This is a genomic window from Streptomyces sp. ACA25, assembly GCF_028200735.1.
GTDB lineage: Bacteria > Actinomycetota > Actinomycetes > Streptomycetales > Streptomycetaceae > Streptomyces.
The window spans coordinates 177412-198158 of the sequence record NZ_JAQKPV010000005.1; the positions used below are offsets into that span (position 1 = coordinate 177412).

The window sequence follows — 20747 nt, forward strand, 5'->3', positions numbered from 1 at the left end:
GCGCCCCTCGCCGGGCCTCAGCGCTGAGGGAGGAGGCGGGGGACGAGGCGGACGTACACCACCATGCCGACCACCTCGACGAGGGTCTGGCCCACCATGACCAGGGGCGCCAGGGCGGCGAGGTCACCGGGCAGGGCCAGGGCCAGCGGCAGGAGCACCAGCCCGTTGCGGGTGGCGCCGGAGAAGACCACCGCGCGGCCTTCCGGCACGTCGAGCCGGAAGGCACGGGCAAGTACCCGGCCGGCCAGGGCCATCACCACCAGGAAGGCGACGAAGAACGGTGCCGCGGCGGCGACCTCGATGACCCGGCCGTCGAGCTTCGGCACCTGGGAGGCGACCACCGACAGCAGGGTGGCGGCCATCAGCGGCACCATCACGTTCCCCGCGCCCGCCGCCACCCGGCGGCCCGGCGGGGCCCGCCGGGCCCAGGCCTGGGTGGCCCAGGCCAGCACCAGCGGCGCGAGGATCAGGGTGAGAAACGCGTGCAGGAACGGGCCCGGTTCCACCACCTCGGCGAGGTCAGGGCCGAGGAACGCCAGCAGGAACAGCGGGAGCAGCAGCATCTGCGCGATCAGCAGCAACGGGGTGGCCGCCAGCAGCCGGTCGGCGCTGCCGCCGGCCAGGCGGCTGAAGACGATCACGTAGTCCACGCAGGGCGCCAGCAGCACCAGCAGCATGCCCAGCCGCAACCCCTGGTCGGCCGGCATCAGCGGAAACATCACCGCCACGACCACCGGGACCACCACGAAGTTCACCGCCAGCACGGCGGCCAGGAACCGGCCGGCCCGCAGCGCACGCAGCAGGTCGGCCGCCGGGACCTGGAGGAAAGTGACGTACAGCAGCGCCGCCAGGACGGGAGTGACCGCGTACTCCAGCGCGCCGCCGAGACCGGGGGTTGCCCAGCCGCACAGCACGCCGACGGTGATCGCCCCCACATAGACGCTCACCTGGTGGTGTTCCAGCCGTTCAACCAGGGGGTGGGGCACGGGTTGACTCCTTGCGGACGTGGACGCGTGCGGGAGAGGGGTGCGGTGACGTCGGCCGGCACCGGCGTTCGCGGCCGGAGCGGGCACCGTCCCGACGGTATGCCCCCTCCGCCAGCTCCGGGACGGTGACCCTCGTCGGAGCACTCGCTGCCCTCGTGGGGGCGGTACTGGGACTCACCCTCACGGGGCTTCTGGTGTCCCTCACCCGCACCGACCTGCTCACGGCCGCCGTGCTGCCTCCCCTGACCGGCCTCGTCGTGGTCGTCGGCGCTCTGTTGCCCCTCGGCTTCGCCCGCGGTCTCACCCCGGACCCCGTCCCGCGTCAGGGCTGAGCGCGTGGGTCGTACGGCGGGGTGAGTCCGCCGGTGCCGACAGGTCCGGGGGAGGGCCGACGTGGCCCTCGGAGCGGAGGCCGGCGAGATGGATCAAGGAACTCCCGGAAGAGCTCCGAGAATTATCGCGGGTCGTCCTCGAGTCATCTACCTGCGACGTTCTCGGCAGTCGGGCATCAGTGCAGGTCGAATCGATCTATGGGTGCCCGGGGTCCGAGAATTATTTCGGAAAGTTACCGGTAAGAAACATTGACGTGCCCTCGTCATCGGCACATACTCCACTTCGATCGTTGCCAATCGCCACGGATCCCTCACTCGGTCGCCGACCGGGGGAGCGAGCCGCGGAGCCGCGAACGGCACGCCACGCCCGGGCATCCCCATGTCTCCGTGCCCGGGTCCCACAGAAGGGGTAGCAATGATCAGTCAGTCCTCCCACGGACGGAAACGTCCGAGAACGCGCTCGTTCACCCGTCGTGTGCTCACCGCCGGTCTGGTCGGTGTGCTCTCCGCGACGGGCCTCGCCGGCATGTCCGGCAGCGCCACCGCCAGCAACCACACCCTGGCGGAGGCGGCGGCCTCGAAGGGGCTGTACTTCGGCACCGCGGTGGCCCACAACCGGCTCAGCGAGTCGGACTACGTGGCCGTGCTGAACCGCGAGTTCAACAGCGTCACCCACGAGAACTCGCTGAAGTGGGAGTCCGTCCAGCCTTCCCGCGGCAACTTCACCTTCACCAACGCCGACCGGGTGGTGAACCACGCGCGTTCCCAGGGGATGTCCCTCCGCGGCCACACGCTGGTCTGGCACTCCCAGCTGCCGGGCTGGATGAACAACCTGAGCGCCGCAGACACGCGTACGGAGATGAACAACCACATCAACCGTGTGATGGGGCAGTACCGGGGCCAGATTCACTCGTGGGACGTGGTGAACGAGGCCTTCCAGGACGGCAACAGCGGCGCCCGGCGCAGCTCCCCGTTCCAGGACAAGATCGGCAACAGCTGGATCGAGGAGTCGTTCCGGACCGCCCGCGCCGCGGACGGCAACGCCAAGCTCTGCTACAACGACTACAACACCGACGGCATCAACGCCAAGAGCAACGCCGTGTACGACATGGTGCGGGACTTCAAGGCGCGCGGCGTACCGATCGACTGCGTCGGCTTCCAGTCGCACTTCAACCCCCAGTCGCCGGTGCCCGGCAACTACCAGCAGAACCTGCAGCGCTTCGCCGACCTCGGTGTCGACGTGCAGATCACCGAGCTGGACATCGAGGGTTCCGGAGCGGCTCAGGCCGACAACTACCGCCGCGTCATCGAGGCCTGCCTGGGCGTCTCCCGCTGCACCGGTATCTCGGTGTGGGGCGTGACCGACAAGTACTCGTGGCGCAGCGGCGGCACCCCGCTGCTGTTCGACGGCAACTACAACAAGAAGCCCGCCTATGACGCGGTGCTGCAGGCCCTGGGCGGCTCCGGCGGCGGTACCAACCCGCCTCCGGGTACCGGTGCCTGCTCTGTGACCTACGAGCAGACCGACCGCTGGGGTGACCGCTTCAACGGCAGGGTGACGGTGCGGGCCGGAAGCTCGGCGATCAGCAGCTGGCGGGTGAACGTCACCGTGAGCAACGGCCAGCGGATCTCCGCCACCTGGAACGGCAGCCCGACCTGGGACAGCAGCGGGAACGTCATGACGATGCGGCCCAACGGCAACGGGAACCTGTCCGCCGGAGCATCGACCAGCTTCGGATTCACGGTCATGGCGAACGGCAACTGGTCCGCTCCGAGTCTCGGCTCCTGTTCGGTCAACTGACCGGCGGGAACCAGTGAGCGCGCGGCGCGCCGGCCGGGGGGTTGACGTGCAACAGGCCGGTGCGCCGCGCTCCTGAGCCCGGCGGGGTGGACCTCCTGCGCCCGGAGGCCCACCCCGCCGGGTGTTCTGCCGCGTACGCCCCGCTCACGTACGCCGTCCCGCGGCCTGCCGGGACGTCAGCCGGCTTCGGCCGCGGTGAGGGCGGCGCGCAAGTGCCCGTGGGACTCCGCCAGCAGCCGGGCGGCGGTGGGGGCGTCGACCCCGCCGAGCAGGGTGAGGATGGCGGGCTTCACCTCGCCACCGGTGGCCGTCAGGGCCTGCTCGATGTCCGCCGGGGACGCCCCGGTGGCCAGGGCGACGATGCGCCGGGAGCGGGCCCGCAGTTTCTCGTTGGAGGCCCGCAGGTCGACCATGAGGTTTCCGTAGGTCTTGCCGAGCCGGATCATCGTGATCGTCGAAATCATGTTGAGCACCAGCTTCTGGGCGGTACCGGCCTTCAGCCGGGTGGAGCCGGCGATGAGCTCCGGGCCGACCACCACCTCGATGCCGTGCTCGGCCGCACCGGAGAGCGCCGAGCCCGCGTTGCAGGACAGCCCGATGGTCAGCGCCCCGACGGCCCGGGCGTGTTCCACGGCGCCGACGGCGTACGGGGTGCGTCCGGAGGCCGAGACACCGACGACGACATCATCGGCGGTGAGGGCGAGGGCCCGCAGGTCCTCGGCGGCCAGCTCCTTGCTGTCCTCGGCGCCCTCCACCGCGGTCACGAAGGCTCCGGGCCCGCCCGCGATCAGGCCGACGACCTCACCGGGGCCGGTGCTGAACGTCGGCGGGCACTCGCTGGCGTCCAGTACGCCCAGCCGGCCCGCGGTGCCGGCTCCCAGGTAGATCAGCCGGCCGCCGCGGGCCATCCGCTCGGCGGCGGCGTCGATGGCGGCGGCGATCTCGGGCAGGCGGGCCGCGACGACCGCGGGAACGCCGGCGTCCTCGGCGTTCATGACGCGGGCGATGTCGAGTGTCGCCCTGCGGTCGATCCCGGCCAGGTCGGGCCGGTGCGCCTCGGTGGTGAGAGCGGCGAGCTGAGCCTGCAGATCACCGTGGGAAGTGGACATGGGGGAGCGGCTCTCCGGGTGCGGTCGTGGACATGAACGCGGGGCCCGGGGTGGGCCTCAGCGCGGCTCGCGGGGCGAGTGACGGTGGGCAAGCGCTTCGTAGCTGGCGTGCAGGGCGGGTGCGGCTGTCTCGTAGGTGCGCTGGGCGACACCTATGAAGAGGCAGTCGACGACGAGCAGCTGACTGGTGCGGCTGGACATCGCCGCCGGGCGCAGCTCGCTCTCGCGTGCGGTGGAGGTGGTGAGCACATGGTCCGCGTACTGCGTGACCTCGCCGTCCGGGCGCCCGGTCACGGCCACCGTGGTGGCGCCGTGGTCGAAGGCGGCCTGCAGCGGCTCTATGACGTCGACCGTGCGGCCGGAATGGGTGATGGCTATGGCCACGTCCCCGGTGCGCAACTGGACGGCGTTGGTCACCGCGAGGTGCGGGTCGGCGTGCGCGTGCGCCACCAGGCCGATGCGCAGCAGCTTCTGTGCCAGGTCCTGGGCGACGAGGGAGGAGGCGCCGACGCCGTAGACGTCTATCCGCCGGGCGGTGGCCATCGCGCTGACGGCCGCTTCGACCTGGGTGAGGTCGAGGGCGCCGGCGGTGTCGGTGAGGGTCTGCCGCTCGTCCTGGGTGAGCTTGGCCACCACCTCGCCGATCGGGTCGTCGACCGAGATGTCGGCGGTGACCGCGGGGGCAGCGCCGGACGCCTGCTGGGCGGCGAGCCCGGCCAGCGCCAGCCGGAGGTCCCGGTAGCCGGGGTATCCCAGCAGCCGGGCGGTGCGGACGACGGTGGCCTCGCTGGTGCCGGTGCGCTCGGCGAGAGCGGTGACGGTGAGCACCGCGCAGCCCGCCGGATCGGCGGCGACGGTTTCGGCGACGCGCTGCATGGAACGGGTCATGGAGGGGGCCATGGTCCGCACTTTCGCGGCCAGAGCCGCGGGCTCGGGCGGAGCGGGCCGGGGGGCCGCCGGGGCCGGGCGCGCTCTGCCGCCGCGACGGGCGAAATTTTCCTTCATAGCATTCCTCACAGGTGAAAGGTATTTTCGGGTGGGTTTCTCCGTCAACCCCTCCGCGGTCCCCAAGTCGCCGGGACTTTGGTCCAATGGTGGGTATGCAGCAGCGATCTTCGGAAGAGGCGATCCATGCGGGCCGGGCACGCGTACTGGCCGACCTGGGGGCCGGCGCGGTGGCGGGCCCGGAGGAAGTCTCCCTGCTGGAGGAGGCGGTGTCGCACCGGCGCTGGTGGTGCGATCAGTGGCCGGAGGGTGCGGCCTTCCTCCCGGGGCTGCTGGCGCAGGACATGCAGGACGCCCTGCTGGAGCGCAGCGGCCGCTGGCCGCTGTGCCCGCTCTGTGCGAGCGAGGAGCCGCACGCCCTGCAGGTCCACCCCGAGCTGGGGGAGGATCCGTACTGGGTGTGCGAGGCCACCGGACGGACGGTGGCCCCGGTCGGCGGGCTGCCGGGGGACCGGCACGAGGACTGAGGCACCGAAGGGGACCGAGGCAGCGAAAGGGACCGAGGAACCGCTGATGACCGTCTACATCGATCCGCCGACCTGGCCGGGGCACGGCCGGCTCTGGTCCCACCTGGTCAGTGACAGCTCCTACGCCGAACTGCACGGCTTCGCGGCCCGGCTGGGCTGCCCTCCCCGGGCGTTCGACCGGGACCACTACGACCTGCCCGCGGAGCACTACGCCGCGGCGGTGCGGCTGGGCGCGGTGGAGATCGGCAGCCGGGAGGTCGTCCGCCGGCTGACCGCCGCGGGCCTGCGGCGGCGCAAGCGGCACCGGCCCGCGTCCGTGCGCTGACCGTTCCGTGGCGGATCAGCTCCGTTCTTGACCGAACTGTCACCGGCCGGGGGGAATGCGGCGTCGGGGGGTGCCGTTGGGACTGCACGTGCCCGCATCCCCTGACGAGCCCTCCCCGAGCCGCGCGTCCCGCCGCCTGCCACCCGCCGTCTACGTGCTGGGCATGGCGGTCTTCGCCCTCGGTACCTCGGAGTTCATGCTCGCCGGACTGTTGCCGCCGCTCGCCGACGACCTGAACGTCTCGATCCCGACGGCCGGGCTGCTGATCTCCGCCTTCGCCATCGGGATGGTGATCGGTGCGCCGCTGCTCGCGGCGGCCACCCTCCAGCTGCCGCGGCGTACGACGCTCGTGGTGCTGCTCGCTGTCTTCGGGCTGGGCCAGGTGGTGGGGGCGGTGGCTCCCACCTACGGGGTGCTGTTCGCCTCGCGGGTGGTCAGCGCCCTGGCCTGTGCCGGGTTCTGGGCGGTCGGGGCGGCCGTCGCGGTGTCCATGGTTCCGGTGAACGCCCGGGCCCGGGCGATGGCCGTCATGGTCGGCGGGCTGAGCATCGCCAACATCGCGGGGGTGCCGGGGGGAGCCCTGCTCGGGCAGCACTTCGGATGGCGCTCCTCGTTCTGGGCTGTCGCGGTGATGAGCGCGGTGGCCCTGGTGGGCGTCCTCGCGCTGGTCCCGCACACCCGGCCGGCGACGGGTGCGGACCGGCCGCGGCTCCGCACGGAGCTGCGGATCTACCGGGACGGGCAGGTATGGCTGGCCATGGTGACCATCGCGCTGTTCGCCGCCGCCACCTTCTGCTTCTTCTCCTACCTCGCGCCGGTGCTCACCGAGGTGGCCGGCCTGCCGGAGAGCTGGGTGCCGGTGGTGCTCGGACTGTTCGGCGCCGGGGCGCTCATCGGCACGGTCGTCGGCGGGAGGGTGGCCGACGGCAACCTGTTCGGGACCATGTACGCGGGGCTCGGGGGTGCTGCCGTGGTGCTCGCCCTGATCGCGCTCACCGCGCAGAACCCGGCCGTCCTGGTGGTGCTCTCGACCCTGCTCGGCACGGCCGCCTTCCTGGCCGCGCCCGCGCTGAACGCCCGGATGTTCAACGTCGCGAACGCCGCCCCGACCCTGGCGGGGGCCACGACGACCTCCGCCTTCAACATCGGCAACACCTTCGGCCCCTGGCTGGGCGGGCTGGTGATCAGCGCCGGTTTCGGCTACGCGCGCACCGCCTGGGCGGGCGCGGCCCTGGCGCTGGCGGCCGTCGGCTGCACGGCGCTGCAGGTCCGTGCCCACCGCCGGTCCCGGGTGGTCGCCGCGGGCGTCAGCGGGTCAGCAGCTCCAGCTCCGCGGTGAGGTTGTAGCGGGCGGTAGCCTCCCAGCGTTCCGCCCCGTACGGGGTGCGGAACAGCCGGGGGAGGCCGAGCAGCCCCCGCAGGACCCGGGCGCGGCCCTGCCGGAAGGCTTCGGACGGCACGAAGCCGTACTCCTGCCGGACCGCGGCGGTGTACGCGGCGTACTCCTCGGGTGAGCCGGCGAGCACGGCCAGGTCGGCGTCGCAGAGTGCGGCGCCGTTGGTGTCGCCGGGGGCCGGGTCGTGCCCGGCGGTGAGGCGGACCAGCCGGGCCACTTCGGCGGTGCGGTCCGCGGGAAGGCCGACGCCGGGCAGCCGCTGCTCGGCGAGCACCGCGCTCCGTTCCTCGTTGCCGGCGGGCGTCGCGTCGGCCGGGTCGTACACCGCGTCGTGGAACCAGGCGGCGAGTTCGACGGCCTCCGGGTCCGCGGCACGGCCGGCCAGCTCGTCGAGGCGGTCCAGGACCGCCCGGAGGTGGTCGGTGGTGTGGTAGTGCCGCTGTGGCTCGGCCCAGCGCGTGAGCAGCTCGGCGCCGAGCGGGCCGGCCCCACCGTCCCGGGCCCGGTCGCGTGCGCGGTCCACGAGTGCGGTGAAGCGCGGCAGCAGATCGGTGTCGGTGTGGTCGTCAGGCAGTGCGGGCATGCCCCCATTCTGGCGTGTTCCGTACCGGGAATTGGTCTGGACCTTCCTTCTGTCGCGTGTATATGACAGGGTCGTTACATGTCTAGACCACTCCTCGAGGTGATCGCGCTCAATGCCGACGACGCCCTCGCCGCTCAGACCGGAGGCGCCGACCGCCTCGAACTGGTCACCGACATGGCCGCGGACGGCCTCACCCCCAGCCGGGAGACTTTCCGTGCCGTCCGGGACGCGGTCCACCTCCCGCTGCGGGTCATGCTGCGGGCCACCGACGGCTTCTCCGCCGGGGAGCCCGAGGCGCTCGACGCCCTGTGCTCCGCAGCCCGGGCGCTGCGCGCGGACGGAGCCGAAGAGTTCGTGCTCGGCTTCCTCGACCCGGCGGGCCGCCCCGACCTGCAGGCGGTCACCGCCCTGACCGAGGCGGTCGGCGGCGCCCGCTGGACCTTCCACCGGGCCATCGACCGGGCCGCCGACCGGGAAACTCTGCGCAGACAGCTCGACGCCTTCCCCGGTCTCGACACCTACCTCACGGCGGGCTCCGCCGCAGGAGTGAGCGCGGGCCAGGCAGTGCTGAGCGCCGAAGCAGCCCGCACCGCCACCACCGAGCCTGGCTACGGGGCGCGCATCATGGTCGGCGGAGGGCTTCGGCTGGAACACCTGCCCGCCCTGCGCGACGCCGGCCTCGACGCCTTCCACATCGGCGGCGCGGCCCGGCTCGGCGGCTGGCACGGCCCGGTGGACCCGGCGGCGGTGCGCGCCTGGCGGACCACCCTGGACGCCCCGCACCCGCCGGCGGGAGTGCCGGCCCCCGTCAGGGGAAGGAGCGCCCCCGCCGCCGGCTGACTCTCAGTCCGCCGGACGGTCCTCCCAGGGGTGCAGCCGGCCCACCACCACGCTCGCCCCCGGCCCGTCCAGCGTGTCGAGCACACCCTCGACGATCTCCTCGTGGTGCAGCCAGCGGGTGCCTTCAGGTGAGTCGGCGAACCCCAGGACCGTCTGCCGGTACACCACCCCGGGGCGCCGGAACGGCTCCGGCACCTCGGGCTGGATGTCCCTGGGCAGCCGCGTACTGCTGCCCAGGACATCCACCACCACGGCCTCCTCGGCCAGGCAGCGGGCCACCGTGGCGTACACCGGCCTCCGGTGCGGGGTGCGCACCCACAGCACGGCGGCGCAGAACGGCCCCACCTCGGCCAAGGTGGCCTCCAGCCGCGGCCGCAGCGCCTCGGCGTCCGCGTAGTTCACCTGCATCGGGTGGACGCGATCCCGGCCGCCGGCCGCTTCCGTGACCTCCTGCAGCCGCGTGGCGTCCCGCGCGAGCACCGCCAGCGGGTGCCCCCGGCGGGACAGTTCGCGCACGACCCCGGCCAGCATCCCCGTTCCGCCGACCACCAGTACCGGACATCCGGTTGCTGAGTCCATGAGCCGCAGCCTAATGGCGGGTGCCGGGACCGGCCCGGCGGCCCGCGGCGACAGCGCCGGGCTTGCGGCTACCGGGTGAGCCGGTCCGGCAGCGGGGCCGCGTGCACCACGGTCAGACCGGAGACCGCCCGGGTCAACGCGACGTACAGCCGACGCAGACCGGTGCGTTCGTCCGGCTCGGCACCGACCAGCGCGGCCGGCTCGTCGAGTACCACGTAGTCGTACTCCAGCCCCTTCGCCAAGGTGGCCGGCACCAGTGTCAGCCGGTGACTCCGGCTGGTCTCCTGACCGGGCTCCAGGTACGGCAGGTCCGCACCGCTGAGCGCCTCCGCCAGCGCCGGGATCCGGTCATCGGCCGCGATCAGACCCACCGACCCCAGCTGCCCCAGCGCCTCCCGGCAGGCCGCCGCGGTGGCCGCGTCCAGCTTCTCCTCCGCCACCCGGCGCACCTCCAGCGCGCCCGCCGTCTCCCGGACCGAAGTCGCCTCCGACAGGCCGGGCGCGATGACCGGGAGCAGCCGGGAGGCGTAGGCGATCACCTCGCGCGGCACCCGGAAGCCCCGGGTCAGCTCCTCCACCGCCGCCTCCGGCTTCCCCAGGTGGAACAGCGCCTCGTTCCAGTCCGCCGTCGCCCACGGGGTGGTGCCCTGCGCGAGGTCCCCGAGCACGGTCGCCGATCCGGTGCTGCACCGGCGCCCGACCGCCCGGTACTGCATCGGCGACAGGTCCTGCGCCTCGTCGAGCACCACATGACCGAGCGAGCCGGTGCGTTCGATCAGGTCCCGCACCTCGTCGATCAGTACCGTGTCGGCCGCCGACCAGGCCGCGGACCGGAGGCTGCGGGGCGGCCTGTCCCACCGGAGGTGCCGCTGCTCCTCCGCGGTGTACAGGCCCTCGGCCTGCGCGGCCAGGAACTCGGCGTCGGACAGCAGCCGGAACACCAGCTTCACCGGGTCCACCTGCGGCCAGATCTCCTTCACCGCCGCCTTGACCGCGGGGTTGCGGGCGACCGCCGCCTGCACGCGGTCGTCCGGCGCCTCACCGGACCGCTCCATCCGCACCAGCACGGCGTGCGCCAGGCGCTGCGGCAGTGCCTCCCGGGCGGCGCCGTAGCGCATGTCCCGGTCCAGCAGCTCCTGCACGGACTCCGCCACCTCGTGGGCCGGGATCCGCCAGCGGCGGGACCCGCGCACGACCACCACCGGCTCCGTCGGCATCCGCACCCCGGACCGCACCGCCCGGCGCAGCACTCGCGCCATCCGGGCGTCACCCTTCAGGCCCGCCGCCGCCGGGGAGTCGGTGCCGCGCACCTCCACGTGCGCGACCAGGTCGTCGACCGTGGCCTGCTTGACCTCCAGCTCACCGAGCGCGGGCAGGACCTGCTCGATGTAGTGCAGGAACGAACGGTTGGGCCCGATGACCAGGGTGCCGCTGCGGGACAGCCGCTCGCGGTGGGCGTACAGCAGGTACGCCACCCGGTGCAGCCCGACGGCTGTCTTGCCGGTGCCCGGCGCCCCCTGGACGCACACCGATCCGGCCGGCCCGGCGCGCACGATCTCGTCCTGCTCGGGCTGGATGGTCGCCACGATGTCCCGCATCGGCCCGACGCGGGGCCGCTCGATCTCCCGCTGGAGCAGGGCGCTGGTCCGCTCCTCCTCGTCCGGGTCGGTGAGGTGCTCGTCCTCGAAGGCGGTCAGCTCCCCGCCGTCGTAACCGAAGCGGCGACGCAGCGCCACGTCCAGCGGATCCTTCCTGGTGGCCCGGTAGAACGGCTGGGACACCGGGGCCCGCCAGTCGATGACCAGCGGGTCGCCGTGCGCGTCGTGCACGTGGCGGCGGCCGATGTGGAACCGGGTCCCCGTCTCCCCGTCGGCGTCCAGGGGGTGCCGGTAATCCAGCCGTCCGAAGAACAGCGGGGTGTCCGGGAGGTCGGCGAGGGAGGTGACGCGCGAGGCGATCTGCGAGTGCAGCACCTGGGCGTCCACCCAGTTGCCGGTGACGTCGGAGATGTCCAGCGCCTCCGCATCGGCCCGCATGGCGCGCAACGCGGCGCGGGCCCGGGCCAGATGGGCGCGTTCGGTGAGCAGGGGGTCGTCGGCAGGGGTGGTCACGGGGGCCTTCCGGGCAGGGCGCGGGGCACCGCGCGGCACCCGGGCCGGGGTGAACCGGCGGGTGTGCGGTGCGAGGGGCGCGGAGTGTCACGGGCAGGCCGACCGGTTGCCGTGCGGCCGGCGCCTCCCCCGGGAACGGGAAGGCGGCAGGAGGCGACAGATTAGGAGGAAGGGCGGTGCCTCGCAACTGATTATCGGACGCCCGGCGGAGACCGTTCGGGTGAATCTCCGCTCCTGACGCGACCGCGGCACCCGCCGGAGTTTACGCTCCGTACCGACTTCCGTGCGGAATGTCGCCGACCGGTCGGCGGTCAGGCGTCGGCCGGGCCCCGTCGGTTCCAGGGGCCGTGCCACTCGGGCCACGACCTCCGCACGGCAGGCAGGTACGGAACAGCAGAGCTCGGACAGACAGGTGGATCATGGCTTCTCACGCGCGCCGTCCGCGGCACAGGGCCCCCGCCGCCCCTCGCGCGGCGGCTCTCATGCGGGCACTCTCCCGGGCCCTCACCCGCGTCGGGCTGACGGTGATCGCTGCGGGCGCGGCGCTCGGTGCCGGCACCGTGCAGGCGTCCGCCGCCGAGGAAAACCGGCTGGATCTCCCCGTCGGCACGCTGGACACCTCCCCGGCGACCGACCCCGCCGGGACGGTGCAGTTCTCGCTTCAGCGGGCCACCAGCGCCACCGTCGGCCCGGCCCGGGACCTCCAGCTCAACCCGCTGGCCGGGACCACGCTCGCGCCGCCGGCCGGCGGGGTGTCCGCAGGACAGCTGCCCGCCGCAGGCAGCGCGCTGGGGTCCCTCTCCCGGTAGCGGTGCGCCAGCTGCGCATATTCAGCCAAAAGGGTGAAGACGTGGCGGCGTTCCGGGCGCACGCTGGGGAATATGAGCACCGGCACTGTTCCCTCGTCCCGCGGAGGACCCCGGGCCCGTCCGCCCGGCGCCACAGCCCTGCGCGGCTCGCGGCACCCCCGGCACCTGCTGGGCAGCACGCTGCGCGCCACCCGGGTGCTCGCCCGCACCGGGTTCGAGGTCGTCGTCCTGGGAAAGGTCGAAGAAGGCCCACAGGGCCGGGCCGAAGGCCCTCCTCCCCGGACGAGCCCTTCCGCATAACCGCCCCGTGCGTGGCGGCTCCCGGCTCGGCCCGCCCACGGCAAAGGGCGCATTTCCCCGTCGAAAAGGCTGGTGTCCCCGTGGAAACGCGCCCGATGCACCCCGGGCCGTCCGTCAGGTGCCGTCGGGGGTCTCGTCGTGCTCGACGCCCGGTGTCAGGTCCCCGGCGTCCAGAATCCGGTACGCGTAGCCCTGCTCGGCCAGGAACCGCTGCCGGTGCGCGGCGAAGTCCTGGTCGATGGTGTCGCGGGCGACCACCGAGTAGAACCGCGCCTCGTGTCCGTCCGCCTTCGGACGCAGCACCCGGCCGAGGCGCTGCGCCTCCTCCTGGCGGGAGCCGAAGGTCCCCGATACCTGGATGGCGACGGTCGCCTCCGGCAGGTCGATCGAGAAGTTCGCGACCTTGGAGACCACCAGGACCTGGATCTCCCCGGAACGGAAGGCACCGAAGAGCTTCTCCCGGTTCGCGTTGGTCGTCTCGCCCTTGATCACCGGGGCGCCGAGCCGCTCACCGAGCTCGTCGAGCTGGTCGATGTACTGGCCGATGACCAGCGTCTGCTGCCCCGCGTGCTTCCGCACCAGCGCCTCGGTGACCCGCAGCTTGGAGTCCGTGGTGGCGCAGAACCGGTACTTCTCGTCCGCCTCGGCCGTCGCGTAGGCGAGCCGCTCGGAGCCGGTGAGATCGACCCGGACCTCCACGCAGTCCGCGGGCGCGATGTAGCCCTGCGCCTCGATCTCCTTCCACGGGGCGTCGAACCGCTTGGGGCCGATGAGGGAGAAGACGTCCGACTCGCGCCCGTCCTCCCGGACCAGCGTGGCGGTCAGCCCCAGCCTCCGGCGGGCCTGGAGGTCGGCGGTGAACTTGAAGACGGGCGCGGGCAGCAGATGCACCTCGTCGTAGATGATCAGCCCCCAGTCCCGGGAGTCGAACAGCTCCAGGTGCGCGTAGACGCCTTTCCGGCGGGTGGTCACCACCTGGTACGTGGCGATGGTGACCGGGCGGATTTCCTTGCGGGTCCCGCTGTACTCGCCGATCTCGTCCTCGGTCAGGGAGGTCCGGCGCACCAGCTCCGCCTTCCACTGCCGGGCGGAGACCGTGTTGGTGACGAGGATCAGCGTGGTCGCCTTCGCGGTGGCCATGGCGCCCGCACCGACCAGCGTCTTCCCGGCCCCGCAGGGCAGCACGACCACTCCCGAGCCGCCGTGCCAGAAGCCGTCCACCGCCTGCTTCTGGTACGGCCGCAGGTGCCAGCTGCTCTCGTCCAGCTCGATCGGGTGCGCCTCACCGTCCACGTATCCCGCGAAGTCCTCGGCGGGCCAGCCGAGCTTCAGCAGCGCCTGCTTGATCTGGCCGCGCTCGGACGGGTGCACCACGACGCTGTCCGGGTCGAGACGCTCACCGACCAGCGGTTTGATCTTCTTGGAGCGGAGGATCTCCTCCAGCACCGGCCGGTCGGTGGACTCCAGCACCAGCCCGTGCACGGGGTGCTTGACCAGGCTGAGACGGCCGTACCGGGCCATCGTCTCGGCCACGTCGACCAGCAGGGCCTGCGGCACCGGGTACCGGGAGAACCGCACCAGGGCGTCCACGACCTGCTCCGCGTCGTGCCCGGCCGCCCGCGCGTTCCACAGCCCGAGCGGCGTCACCCGGTAGGTGTGGATGTGCTCGGGAGCCCGCTCCAGCTCGGCGAACGGCGCGACCGCGCGACGGCACTCGTCCGCCTGCTCATGATCGACTTCGAGCAGCAGCGTCTTGTCGCTCTGCACGATCAGGGGCCCCGTGTTCACATGCTCTCCTCGCTCCGCGACACGCAGGGCCCGGCCGGTCGGGAGCCGGGCCAAGCTTCCAGTGTGCACGCTCGCGCAAACCGCCGGAGTGACGCGGACTACTCCGGACAGGCAGCGTGCGCGGCGTCGGTGCCGAGGCGGAGGGCGACCTGTGCGGGGTGCGTCAGTTGGGGGTAGTGCCCCGCCCCGGCGATCTCGGTCACCGGGTGGTCGACGGCCGTGACCAAGGGGTCGGCCGCTCCCACAATGATCCGGACCGGAACACGCACCCGGTCCAGCAGCGCCCGCGACTGCCGGCGCTCACCGGCGGCGGTGCGCAGCGCTGCGGTCGTCCGGCGCGCCACCCCGGGACGGCGCAGGTCCGCCGCGGCACTCGTCACCTCCGGGCCCTCGGGGACGCCCAGCGTGCGAGCCAGCCGGGCGGCGGACATGCGGCGCAGCAGCGGCGCGGCCAGGCCCGAGCGGGCGAGCCGGGGCGCGGGTGACTGGAGGAAGGCCGGGGAGACGAGGACGAGGCCGCTGAGGCGCTCCGGATGGTCGACGGCGAAGCGCAGCGCGGATCCGCAGGCCATGGAGTGTGCGACCAGTACCGGGTGGGTCCGCACCGGGCCCATCAGCTCGGCCAGCCAGGCATCCAGCGACTGGACGGTGGTGCCTGAGCGACCCAGCCCCGGCAGGTCGGGAGCCAGGACCGGGCCGGGGAGGCGGGAGGTGAGCGGCGCCCAGACGTCGGCGTTCATCGGCAGCCCGTGCAGCAGGACATGGTCGGGGCGGTGCTGCTCCCCGGTCACCCAGGTGCGGCTGTCCGCCACGGCGCGGAAGCCGTACGGGCTGAGGGTGGGCGGTGCGGCGCCGAAGCGGGCGGCCACCAGGTCGTCGGCCCAGGTGCGCAGGGCGTCGGCGGCCGGGGGCATCTCCAGGCCTGCCCGGGCGGCGAGAGCGAGGGCGCTGCCTGTGGGGTAGCGGTCGGTGGAGAGGAACGACAGCGTCTCGGGGTCGGCGCCGGTCAGCCTGCGCGGCAGCCGCCGCAGGAGGCCGACGGGGACGGTCCGTCGGGGTGCCCGTACCCCCGTGTGGTCGGCGATCGTGGCGATCAGCTCGGGCAGGAGCGGCGTGGTGTCGTCAAGTACCCAGTGGTGCTCACCCGCAGGCGTTGCGGGGACCTCGGCCAGGAACCGCGCGAGGTGGTCGACGGTGGTGATCGGCACAAAGGTGTGGGGGCTGCCGGGCAGTGCGGGGAGCTGCCCGTTCCACAGGTCCTCGACGAGGGGGGCCAGGCCGATGTACTGGCCCGGACCGATCACGGCGCTGGGGTTGACGATGGTCAGCGGGACCTCCAGCTCGTGTGCCCGGGTCCGCACCGCGAGATCGCCCTCGAACTTCGAGGCCTCGTACGCGCCGAGCCCGGCGTAGTCGGGCACGCCCTCGGCCGCGCTGACCCGGTAGCCGCTGAGGTGCACCAGCCTCCGCAGCCGGGGCAGTGCGGCGGCCCATTCGAGCACATGGAGTGCCCCGGTGACATTCGTTGCCCGCGCCTCCTCGACCCCGAGACCGAAGGCGTAACGGCCTGCGGTGTTGTAGACATCGCGCACCTCGGGAAGGCCCGAGAGCGGTCGCGTGATGTCGGCGGTGACGATCTCCAGGTTTCCGGTGTCGACGCCCCGGGAGACCAGCCAGGAGGTGAGGGTGTCGTTGCGGACGGCTGCCGCCACCCGTTGGCCGCGAGTGAGCAGTTCGGCGACGAGGGAGCGGCCGATGAATCCGGTCGCGCCGAAGACGAGTGTGTCCATGAGACTCCTCAATGATCCTCAATAGATCGGTCTACATATTCGCAGGCCGGAAAAAGGGCCCGCCGGGTGCGGCGGGCCGTGTCAGCTCAGCAGGGCGCCGACTTGGCGGGCGACGCTGTCCAGGGGCTTTCTGCTGCGGTGCGTGCGGGCCAGCAGGAGTGCGCCCTCGATGAGGGCGAGGATCGTGACCGCGAGGTCGTCGGCGTCCCGGTGGCCCGCCAGTTGTGCGCGCAAGGCCGCCTCCCATGAGCTGTAGACCTCGGAGCACGCCTCCTGCAGTGGGTCGCTGGTGGCGGCCGTCTCCAGTGCCACGGTCGCGACCGGGCACCCCTTGCGCCAGCCGGACTGCTCCAGCCGGTCACCGAGTTGCCGGAGCACGCCGTCGACCGCCTCCGCCACCGAGGGGCCGGAACCCGCCGGGCTTCCCAGGGTGCCGCCGATCGTCCGGCCGGCACGCCGGACGGACTCGGCGACCAACTGGTCCTTGCCGCCGGGGAAGTGGAAGTAGAGCGAGCCGCGGGGTGTGCCGCTGGCCGCGATGACCTGGTTGAGGCCGGTGCCGAAGTACCCTGCGGTCTCGACCGACTCCTGTGTTGCCTCCAGCAGTCGGTCCCGCGTCTCGGCGCCCTTCTGTCCCATGAGCGCCAAGCTAGACCGATCTACATATTCCTGTCAACCGCCGGCCGTACCGGCCTTGCCGCTCGAAGCGGTGCGGGGGTGGCGCCGAGCCTGGCAGCGGGATTGTGTCGACGAGCGCCCCTCAGTCGAGGTGGGGGCATCGTCCGGCTGTCATCCAGCTGGTCGGCGAGTTGATGAAGCTGGTACCTGCACCGACTGCGGAGTTGACCGCCCTGGCAGCGCGGTGTGGAGTGCGGACATGACCAGGGTGCTGTACCTGATTGCCACCGCCGCCGGCCCTGCGGAGTACGTGGACCGTGGCGTGCGTGCCGGGCAGGCTGCCGGTTGGGACGTCTGTCTCGTTCTTTCCCCCACGGTGGCCACCTGGTGGGAGGACCGCACGGCAGAGCTGGAGAAGCTGACAGGCCATCCAGTGCGCTGGCGGTACACCCGCCCCGGGGAGTCCGGCGGATTGCCACCGGCGGACGCGATGCTTGTCGCGCCGCTGACCACCACCAGCCTGTGCCGCTGGGCTGCGGGCATCACCGACACTCTCTCCCTGGGACTGCCGGCCGAAGCCGCGCACCTGGGTACACCCGTCGTCGCCATGCCGTTCTGGAGCACGGCCCTCGGCGCACAGCCGGCCGTTCCACGTGCTGTGGAAACCCTCCGCGCACAGGGAGTACGGGTCCTGCTCGGCGGCCCGGACGGCTATGCACCCCACCCGCCCCGCACCGGCAACGCCGCGGTATTTCCGTGGGCACGGGCGATCGCCGCCGCAGGCTGACTTGCACTCCGGCTGCCGTCGGCAACGTCGCCGTCCCGGTACGCCTCGCCGACCGTCAGCAGCATCCGTGGGTCGGCGGCCGAGTCGGCCGCGTCACCGGTCCCGGCCTTGGCGCGCAGCCTGCCCGCCCAGTGGCGGGCAGGCCCGCGCGGCGGGTCGTGAGGAAACGTGCCGGTGTGCTCGGGTCAGGGCGGAGCGGACCGGCGGCGGACCTCCGTATCAGTACTGGCGCGGAACCCCAGCGGCAAGAGCCGGTGCCGGCCGACGCATGCGGTGCACGCGTAGACGACGACGGTGCGACCGGATTCCGTGGTGTAGCGCCCCACGGCAACCAAGCGCCGATGGTGGTGGCACCAGAGGCAGCGTCGGGGAGGGATGTCGTCGAGCCGGAGCGCGCGGCCGTCGATGGTGCGGACCTCAGGCGGGCAAAGGATCTGCATGGTGGCGGTATCGGGAAACTGGACGACGAACCCGCCGCGAGTCTGTAGCAGAGCGGCGATCGGCTGTCGCCGACCACCGATCTCCAGGACGTCCCCACGCGCGAGGGTGGCGAAAGCGACCGGAACAACTTCCCTGGCAGCGGCAATCAACGGGGGCCGACGGTTCGGCTCGGCGGCCATCATCGTGCTCCCGCCGCGCGAGGCCGAGCCCGGCGACAGGCTGCGAGGCCGTTCCGCCGCCTGCACGGAAACCAGCACCCCGCCCGATCCGTATCCGTGCTCACTGGGCAACCCCCTTGCAGCAGGCGGGTACCGGGCGCAGGGAAAGCTCCCACACGCACCCACCCCCGGCGAACGCATGAGTCAGGAACTCGCCTTGCAGCAGCCGACGGCGCTTCTCGGCGGAGACCAGAGCATCCGCCCAGGTCCGAAACGCTGCGGCGGCCCGGCGGTCGTCCTCATCTCCATGGGCCAGATGGCCGGCGATCTCCACCGCCCGCGCACGCACCGCGCACTGGAGTTCGCCGACATCCCGCGAGAACGCCTCACCGAGGTGATACATGCGCGGCGACGGGTCCTCTTGATACGCGACGATCTCTGCCCGCCAAGCGGACACCATCGCAATCACGACGCCTCCCTGTCAGGTTCTGCCGAGTTGATCACGAACCACACCCATTTGCCGGATGGGGTCAGCACATAGCCGAGCCCGTCAGCCAGCTCCCGCAACAGCCACAGACCCCGCCCTCGTTCCGCCTCCCAGCGCGGGGTCAGTACCGCAGGCGCGACGGGTGAGTGGTCGAACAGCTGCACGCGGATCCCGCCTTGATCCCGCAGCACTTCCAGCCGGCAGGCGGGATCAGCGACGTGCGCCGCCACATTCGAGAGCAGTTCGGACACGCCCAGCCGCGCCACCTCCACGGCCTCGCAGTTCCCGCCCAACTTCGCAACGGCCATGGCAACTTCTTTCCGCCACAGGCCGAGGGTCGTGGCTTCTGCTCGAAGCTCCCACGCATGTCCGGTGCCGTCGGTGTCAGCTCGCGTGGTGTGGCTCATGACACTGTCCTGACTCGCAGGTCGTGCCGTGCGTTCGCGGACAGCACCTTCGCTGGGCGACTGTCTCGGCATGCGGGTGGGCGCATCGAGGCGCAGGTCCATGCCGCACCCGGAAGTTGCCACCCGTTCTGCCGAGAAGCAGAAGAGGCGCTCCGCTCGCACTCGACGAGGCGACGCCCGCAAGCACGCACTTTCGCCTGGAGCGAGGGCAGTGCGGTGCCAGGGGGATCCGCTCGGAACGCTGAGGCCCCGCTGAGCACAACCATGAGATCTCCTACTGAGCGCTCGGTACCTTCAGCATGACGACGCCACAGTCACTCGATGCTCGATTGGCGACACAAGGAGTAACTGCTGAAGAGGCATCATGACTCGGCAATCGTCCTTGCCGCAACTTTCCCGCAGGGAAGTTTCTTCATGCATACTTGCTACTCGCACGACTAGGCCCGGTCCGGCTACCACCACTGCTGCGGAGGAGGCAGACTTGTGCCCGCGAAAAACTTGCTGATCCGACCACTTCAAGGGGGCAAGCGCTATGGCTTCCGGTAGCCCCACCGCGCGCCGCAGACGGCTGGGCTCCGAGCTGCGCAACTTCCGCAAGGAGGCGGGAAAGACTCTGGACGATGCTGCGGACGTGCTTGAGTGCCACCGCAGCCGCATCAGCCGCCTGGAGACGGGCCATCTCCCCATCAAGCGCCGGGACGTCGAAGATCTGCTGGACCTTTACGGAGTGACCGAGGACGGCATCCGCGCGACCCTGTCGGCGATGGCCCGGCGTTCGAACCAGCAGAACTGGTGGGAGGAGTACGGGCTCGACCCGACTTACGAGAATCTGCTGGGGCTGGAGTCCGAGGCCACCTACATCCGCTCATTTGAAACGGTCCTCGTGCCCGGTCTGCTGCAGACGGACGACTACACCAAGGCCGTCATCCGTGCGAACCCGGCCATGGTGAGTGAGGACTCCGTCGACAAGCTGTTGCGGGTTCGCGCCGAACGCAAGACGATCCTGACCAGAAAGGAGTCCCCGGTACGGTTCTGGGCAATCGTCGGTGAGGCTGCCCTGCGCACGCCGGTCGGTGGATCCGGTGTCATGACGGCACAGATCGAGCACCTGGCGAAGATGACCGAGCAGCCGAACATCACGCTCCAGGTATTGCCCTACCGGTCAGGAGCACACGCCGGGCTGTCCGGGCCCTTCGTCATCTTCGCCTTCCCGATGCCGGGGGACAGGGAGATCATCTTCCTGGAGAACCTCACGAGCAGCCTGTACCTGGAGAAGCCCTCCACGGTCGAGGAGTACACCCTCGTTTTTGACGTCCTCAGGTCGTCGGCGCTCAACCCGGGTGACTCGCTGGACCTTGTCAACGAGATCAGGAGAGCGCTATGACCAGAGAGAGCAGTGACACCATGAACTCGCCGTACCGCAACGTCGAGTGGATCAAGTCGTCGCGCAGCGGCAGCACGAACAACTGCGTGGAGATAGCCGTGCTCGCGCCGGAGACGCGCGGGGTACGGGACTCCAAGAAGATTGGTGGCCCGGTGCTGACCTTCTCCCCGGCAGCCTGGAGCATGTTCCTGGACAGTGCCGTGACCGGTCGGCTCGGCAGTTGAGCGGGCCTCGGGTTCGTCGG

Annotated in this window: 23 protein-coding genes; 11 read left to right on the plus strand and 12 right to left on the minus strand. The window is 71.8% G+C overall.

From position 1 onward, the window contains the following. Nucleotides 1-17 precede the first annotated feature (17 nt). The gene (locus tag PJ985_RS10790) at nt 18-986 is read right to left on the minus strand and encodes a bile acid:sodium symporter (protein WP_271683432.1); all 969 of its coding nucleotides are present in this window, start codon (nt 984-986) and stop codon (nt 18-20) included. 125 nt (nt 987-1111) lie between these two features. Here PJ985_RS10790 and PJ985_RS10795 point away from each other — a divergent pair, with 125 nt between their 5' ends. Both PJ985_RS10795 and PJ985_RS10800 read left to right on the plus strand, forming a co-directional pair. Next, complete coding sequence (locus PJ985_RS10795; protein ID WP_271683433.1) at nt 1112-1318, plus strand: hypothetical protein; 207 nt, start codon at nt 1112-1114, stop codon at nt 1316-1318. 415 nt (nt 1319-1733) lie between these two features. Then, nucleotides 1734-3119: an endo-1,4-beta-xylanase gene (locus PJ985_RS10800; protein ID WP_271683434.1), complete on the plus strand. Its 1386-nt coding sequence runs from the start codon at nt 1734-1736 to the stop codon at nt 3117-3119. Nucleotides 3120-3295: 176 nt separating this feature from the next. Here PJ985_RS10800 and murQ read toward each other — a convergent pair whose 3' ends face one another. Both murQ and PJ985_RS10810 read right to left on the minus strand, forming a co-directional pair. After that, a complete protein-coding gene (murQ, locus tag PJ985_RS10805) occupies nt 3296-4228 on the minus strand; it encodes an N-acetylmuramic acid 6-phosphate etherase (RefSeq protein WP_271683435.1) in 933 nt (310 codons plus the stop codon). Between the two features lie 57 nt (nt 4229-4285). After that, complete coding sequence (locus tag PJ985_RS10810) at nt 4286-5233, minus strand: MurR/RpiR family transcriptional regulator (protein ID WP_271683436.1); 948 nt, start codon at nt 5231-5233, stop codon at nt 4286-4288. 95 nt (nt 5234-5328) lie between these two features. On the opposite strand from PJ985_RS10810, the gene PJ985_RS10815 reads away from it, so the two are divergent. From PJ985_RS10815 to PJ985_RS10825, 3 genes are all read left to right on the plus strand, one after another. After that, nucleotides 5329-5700 carry a hypothetical protein gene (locus tag PJ985_RS10815; RefSeq protein WP_271683437.1) on the plus strand — a complete coding sequence of 124 codons (372 nt, stop codon included), beginning with the start codon at nt 5329-5331 and terminating at the stop codon, nt 5698-5700. Between the two features lie 46 nt (nt 5701-5746). After that, the gene (locus PJ985_RS10820) at nt 5747-6025 is read left to right on the plus strand and encodes a DUF4031 domain-containing protein (protein WP_271683438.1); all 279 of its coding nucleotides are present in this window, start codon (nt 5747-5749) and stop codon (nt 6023-6025) included. A gap of 88 nt (nt 6026-6113) precedes the next feature. After that, complete coding sequence (locus PJ985_RS10825; RefSeq protein ID WP_271683439.1) at nt 6114-7364, plus strand: Cmx/CmrA family chloramphenicol efflux MFS transporter; 1251 nt, start codon at nt 6114-6116, stop codon at nt 7362-7364. On the opposite strand, the gene PJ985_RS10830 is transcribed toward PJ985_RS10825, so the two are convergent. Further along, nucleotides 7333-8004: an HD domain-containing protein gene (locus PJ985_RS10830; RefSeq protein ID WP_271683440.1), complete on the minus strand. Its 672-nt coding sequence runs from the start codon at nt 8002-8004 to the stop codon at nt 7333-7335. The genes PJ985_RS10825 and PJ985_RS10830 overlap by 32 nt on opposite strands. Before the next feature lie 78 nt (nt 8005-8082). Here PJ985_RS10830 and PJ985_RS10835 point away from each other — a divergent pair, with 78 nt between their 5' ends. Then, a complete protein-coding gene (locus PJ985_RS10835) occupies nt 8083-8844 on the plus strand; it encodes a copper homeostasis protein CutC (RefSeq protein WP_271683441.1) in 762 nt (253 codons plus the stop codon). Between the two features lie 3 nt (nt 8845-8847). Here PJ985_RS10835 and PJ985_RS10840 read toward each other — a convergent pair whose 3' ends face one another. Together PJ985_RS10840 and PJ985_RS10845 are read right to left on the minus strand one after the other, a co-directional pair. Continuing rightward, on the minus strand, nt 8848-9423 hold the full coding sequence (locus tag PJ985_RS10840) for a hypothetical protein (protein WP_271683442.1): 576 nt from the start codon (nt 9421-9423) through the stop codon (nt 8848-8850). 68 nt (nt 9424-9491) lie between these two features. Next, nucleotides 9492-11534 (minus strand): HelD family protein, encoded by a 2043-nt coding sequence (locus PJ985_RS10845; RefSeq protein WP_271683443.1) that lies wholly within the window; start codon nt 11532-11534, stop codon nt 9492-9494. Nucleotides 11535-11953: 419 nt separating this feature from the next. Here PJ985_RS10845 and PJ985_RS10850 point away from each other — a divergent pair, with 419 nt between their 5' ends. Next, nucleotides 11954-12343 carry a hypothetical protein gene (locus tag PJ985_RS10850; protein WP_271683444.1) on the plus strand — a complete coding sequence of 130 codons (390 nt, stop codon included), beginning with the start codon at nt 11954-11956 and terminating at the stop codon, nt 12341-12343. 72 nt (nt 12344-12415) lie between these two features. Next, the gene (locus tag PJ985_RS10855) at nt 12416-12643 is read left to right on the plus strand and encodes a hypothetical protein (protein ID WP_271683445.1); all 228 of its coding nucleotides are present in this window, start codon (nt 12416-12418) and stop codon (nt 12641-12643) included. 114 nt (nt 12644-12757) lie between these two features. On the opposite strand, the gene PJ985_RS10860 is transcribed toward PJ985_RS10855, so the two are convergent. From PJ985_RS10860 to PJ985_RS10870, 3 genes are all read right to left on the minus strand, one after another. Then, entirely contained in the window at nt 12758-14431 is a 1674-nt protein-coding gene (locus tag PJ985_RS10860) for a DNA repair helicase XPB (RefSeq protein WP_271683446.1), read from the minus strand. Between the two features lie 98 nt (nt 14432-14529). After that, nucleotides 14530-16221 (minus strand): alpha/beta fold hydrolase, encoded by a 1692-nt coding sequence (locus tag PJ985_RS10865; RefSeq protein ID WP_271683447.1) that lies wholly within the window; start codon nt 16219-16221, stop codon nt 14530-14532. Nucleotides 16222-16302: 81 nt separating this feature from the next. Further along, nucleotides 16303-16860, minus strand: coding sequence for a TetR/AcrR family transcriptional regulator (locus tag PJ985_RS10870; protein WP_271683448.1), 558 nt, complete (start codon nt 16858-16860; stop codon nt 16303-16305). Between the two features lie 238 nt (nt 16861-17098). Between PJ985_RS10870 and PJ985_RS10875 the strand changes: the two genes are divergently transcribed. After that, nucleotides 17099-17626 carry a flavoprotein gene (locus tag PJ985_RS10875; protein ID WP_271683449.1) on the plus strand — a complete coding sequence of 176 codons (528 nt, stop codon included), beginning with the start codon at nt 17099-17101 and terminating at the stop codon, nt 17624-17626. Nucleotides 17627-17811: 185 nt separating this feature from the next. On the opposite strand, the gene PJ985_RS10880 is transcribed toward PJ985_RS10875, so the two are convergent. The 3 genes from PJ985_RS10880 to PJ985_RS10890 are packed head-to-tail and all read right to left on the minus strand — an operon-like array spanning nt 17812 to nt 19119. Further along, nucleotides 17812-18324, minus strand: coding sequence for a hypothetical protein (locus PJ985_RS10880; protein WP_271683450.1), 513 nt, complete (start codon nt 18322-18324; stop codon nt 17812-17814). Between the two features lie 22 nt (nt 18325-18346). Next, nucleotides 18347-18694 (minus strand): hypothetical protein, encoded by a 348-nt coding sequence (locus tag PJ985_RS10885; protein ID WP_271683451.1) that lies wholly within the window; start codon nt 18692-18694, stop codon nt 18347-18349. Beyond that, entirely contained in the window at nt 18691-19119 is a 429-nt protein-coding gene (locus PJ985_RS10890) for an ATP-binding protein (protein ID WP_271683452.1), read from the minus strand. Before PJ985_RS10890 ends, PJ985_RS10885 begins: the two co-directional genes overlap by 4 nt. Nucleotides 19120-19651: 532 nt before the next feature. On the opposite strand from PJ985_RS10890, the gene PJ985_RS10895 reads away from it, so the two are divergent. Together PJ985_RS10895 and PJ985_RS10900 are read left to right on the plus strand one after the other, a co-directional pair. Beyond that, the gene (locus tag PJ985_RS10895; protein ID WP_271683453.1) at nt 19652-20503 is read left to right on the plus strand and encodes a helix-turn-helix domain-containing protein; all 852 of its coding nucleotides are present in this window, start codon (nt 19652-19654) and stop codon (nt 20501-20503) included. After that, nucleotides 20500-20727 (plus strand): DUF397 domain-containing protein, encoded by a 228-nt coding sequence (locus PJ985_RS10900; protein WP_271683454.1) that lies wholly within the window; start codon nt 20500-20502, stop codon nt 20725-20727. Before PJ985_RS10895 ends, PJ985_RS10900 begins: the two co-directional genes overlap by 4 nt. Nucleotides 20728-20747: the final 20 nt, after the last annotated feature.

Bases quoted from the DNA above. Each gene is read 5' to 3' on its own strand.
- PJ985_RS10820 (WP_271683438.1), top strand. From the start codon at position 5,747: ATGACCGTCTACATCGATCCGCCGACCTGGCCGGGGCACGGCCGGCTC.
- PJ985_RS10865 (WP_271683447.1), bottom strand. From the start codon at position 16,221: ATGGACACACTCGTCTTCGGCGCGACCGGATTCATCGGCCGCTCCCTC.
- PJ985_RS10895 (WP_271683453.1), top strand. From the start codon at position 19,652: ATGGCTTCCGGTAGCCCCACCGCGCGCCGCAGACGGCTGGGCTCCGAG.
- PJ985_RS10840 (WP_271683442.1), bottom strand. From the start codon at position 9,423: ATGGACTCAGCAACCGGATGTCCGGTACTGGTGGTCGGCGGAACGGGG.
- PJ985_RS10875 (WP_271683449.1), top strand. From the start codon at position 17,099: ATGACCAGGGTGCTGTACCTGATTGCCACCGCCGCCGGCCCTGCGGAG.
- PJ985_RS10855 (WP_271683445.1), top strand. From the start codon at position 12,416: ATGAGCACCGGCACTGTTCCCTCGTCCCGCGGAGGACCCCGGGCCCGT.
- PJ985_RS10835 (WP_271683441.1), top strand. From the start codon at position 8,083: ATGTCTAGACCACTCCTCGAGGTGATCGCGCTCAATGCCGACGACGCC.
- PJ985_RS10810 (WP_271683436.1), bottom strand. From the start codon at position 5,233: ATGAAGGAAAATTTCGCCCGTCGCGGCGGCAGAGCGCGCCCGGCCCCG.
- PJ985_RS10870 (WP_271683448.1), bottom strand. From the start codon at position 16,860: ATGGGACAGAAGGGCGCCGAGACGCGGGACCGACTGCTGGAGGCAACA.
- PJ985_RS10815 (WP_271683437.1), top strand. From the start codon at position 5,329: ATGCAGCAGCGATCTTCGGAAGAGGCGATCCATGCGGGCCGGGCACGC.
- PJ985_RS10900 (WP_271683454.1), top strand. From the start codon at position 20,500: ATGACCAGAGAGAGCAGTGACACCATGAACTCGCCGTACCGCAACGTC.
- PJ985_RS10830 (WP_271683440.1), bottom strand. From the start codon at position 8,004: ATGCCCGCACTGCCTGACGACCACACCGACACCGATCTGCTGCCGCGC.
- PJ985_RS10890 (WP_271683452.1), bottom strand. From the start codon at position 19,119: ATGAGCCACACCACGCGAGCTGACACCGACGGCACCGGACATGCGTGG.
- PJ985_RS10800 (WP_271683434.1), top strand. From the start codon at position 1,734: ATGATCAGTCAGTCCTCCCACGGACGGAAACGTCCGAGAACGCGCTCG.
- PJ985_RS10850 (WP_271683444.1), top strand. From the start codon at position 11,954: ATGGCTTCTCACGCGCGCCGTCCGCGGCACAGGGCCCCCGCCGCCCCT.
- murQ (WP_271683435.1), bottom strand. From the start codon at position 4,228: ATGTCCACTTCCCACGGTGATCTGCAGGCTCAGCTCGCCGCTCTCACC.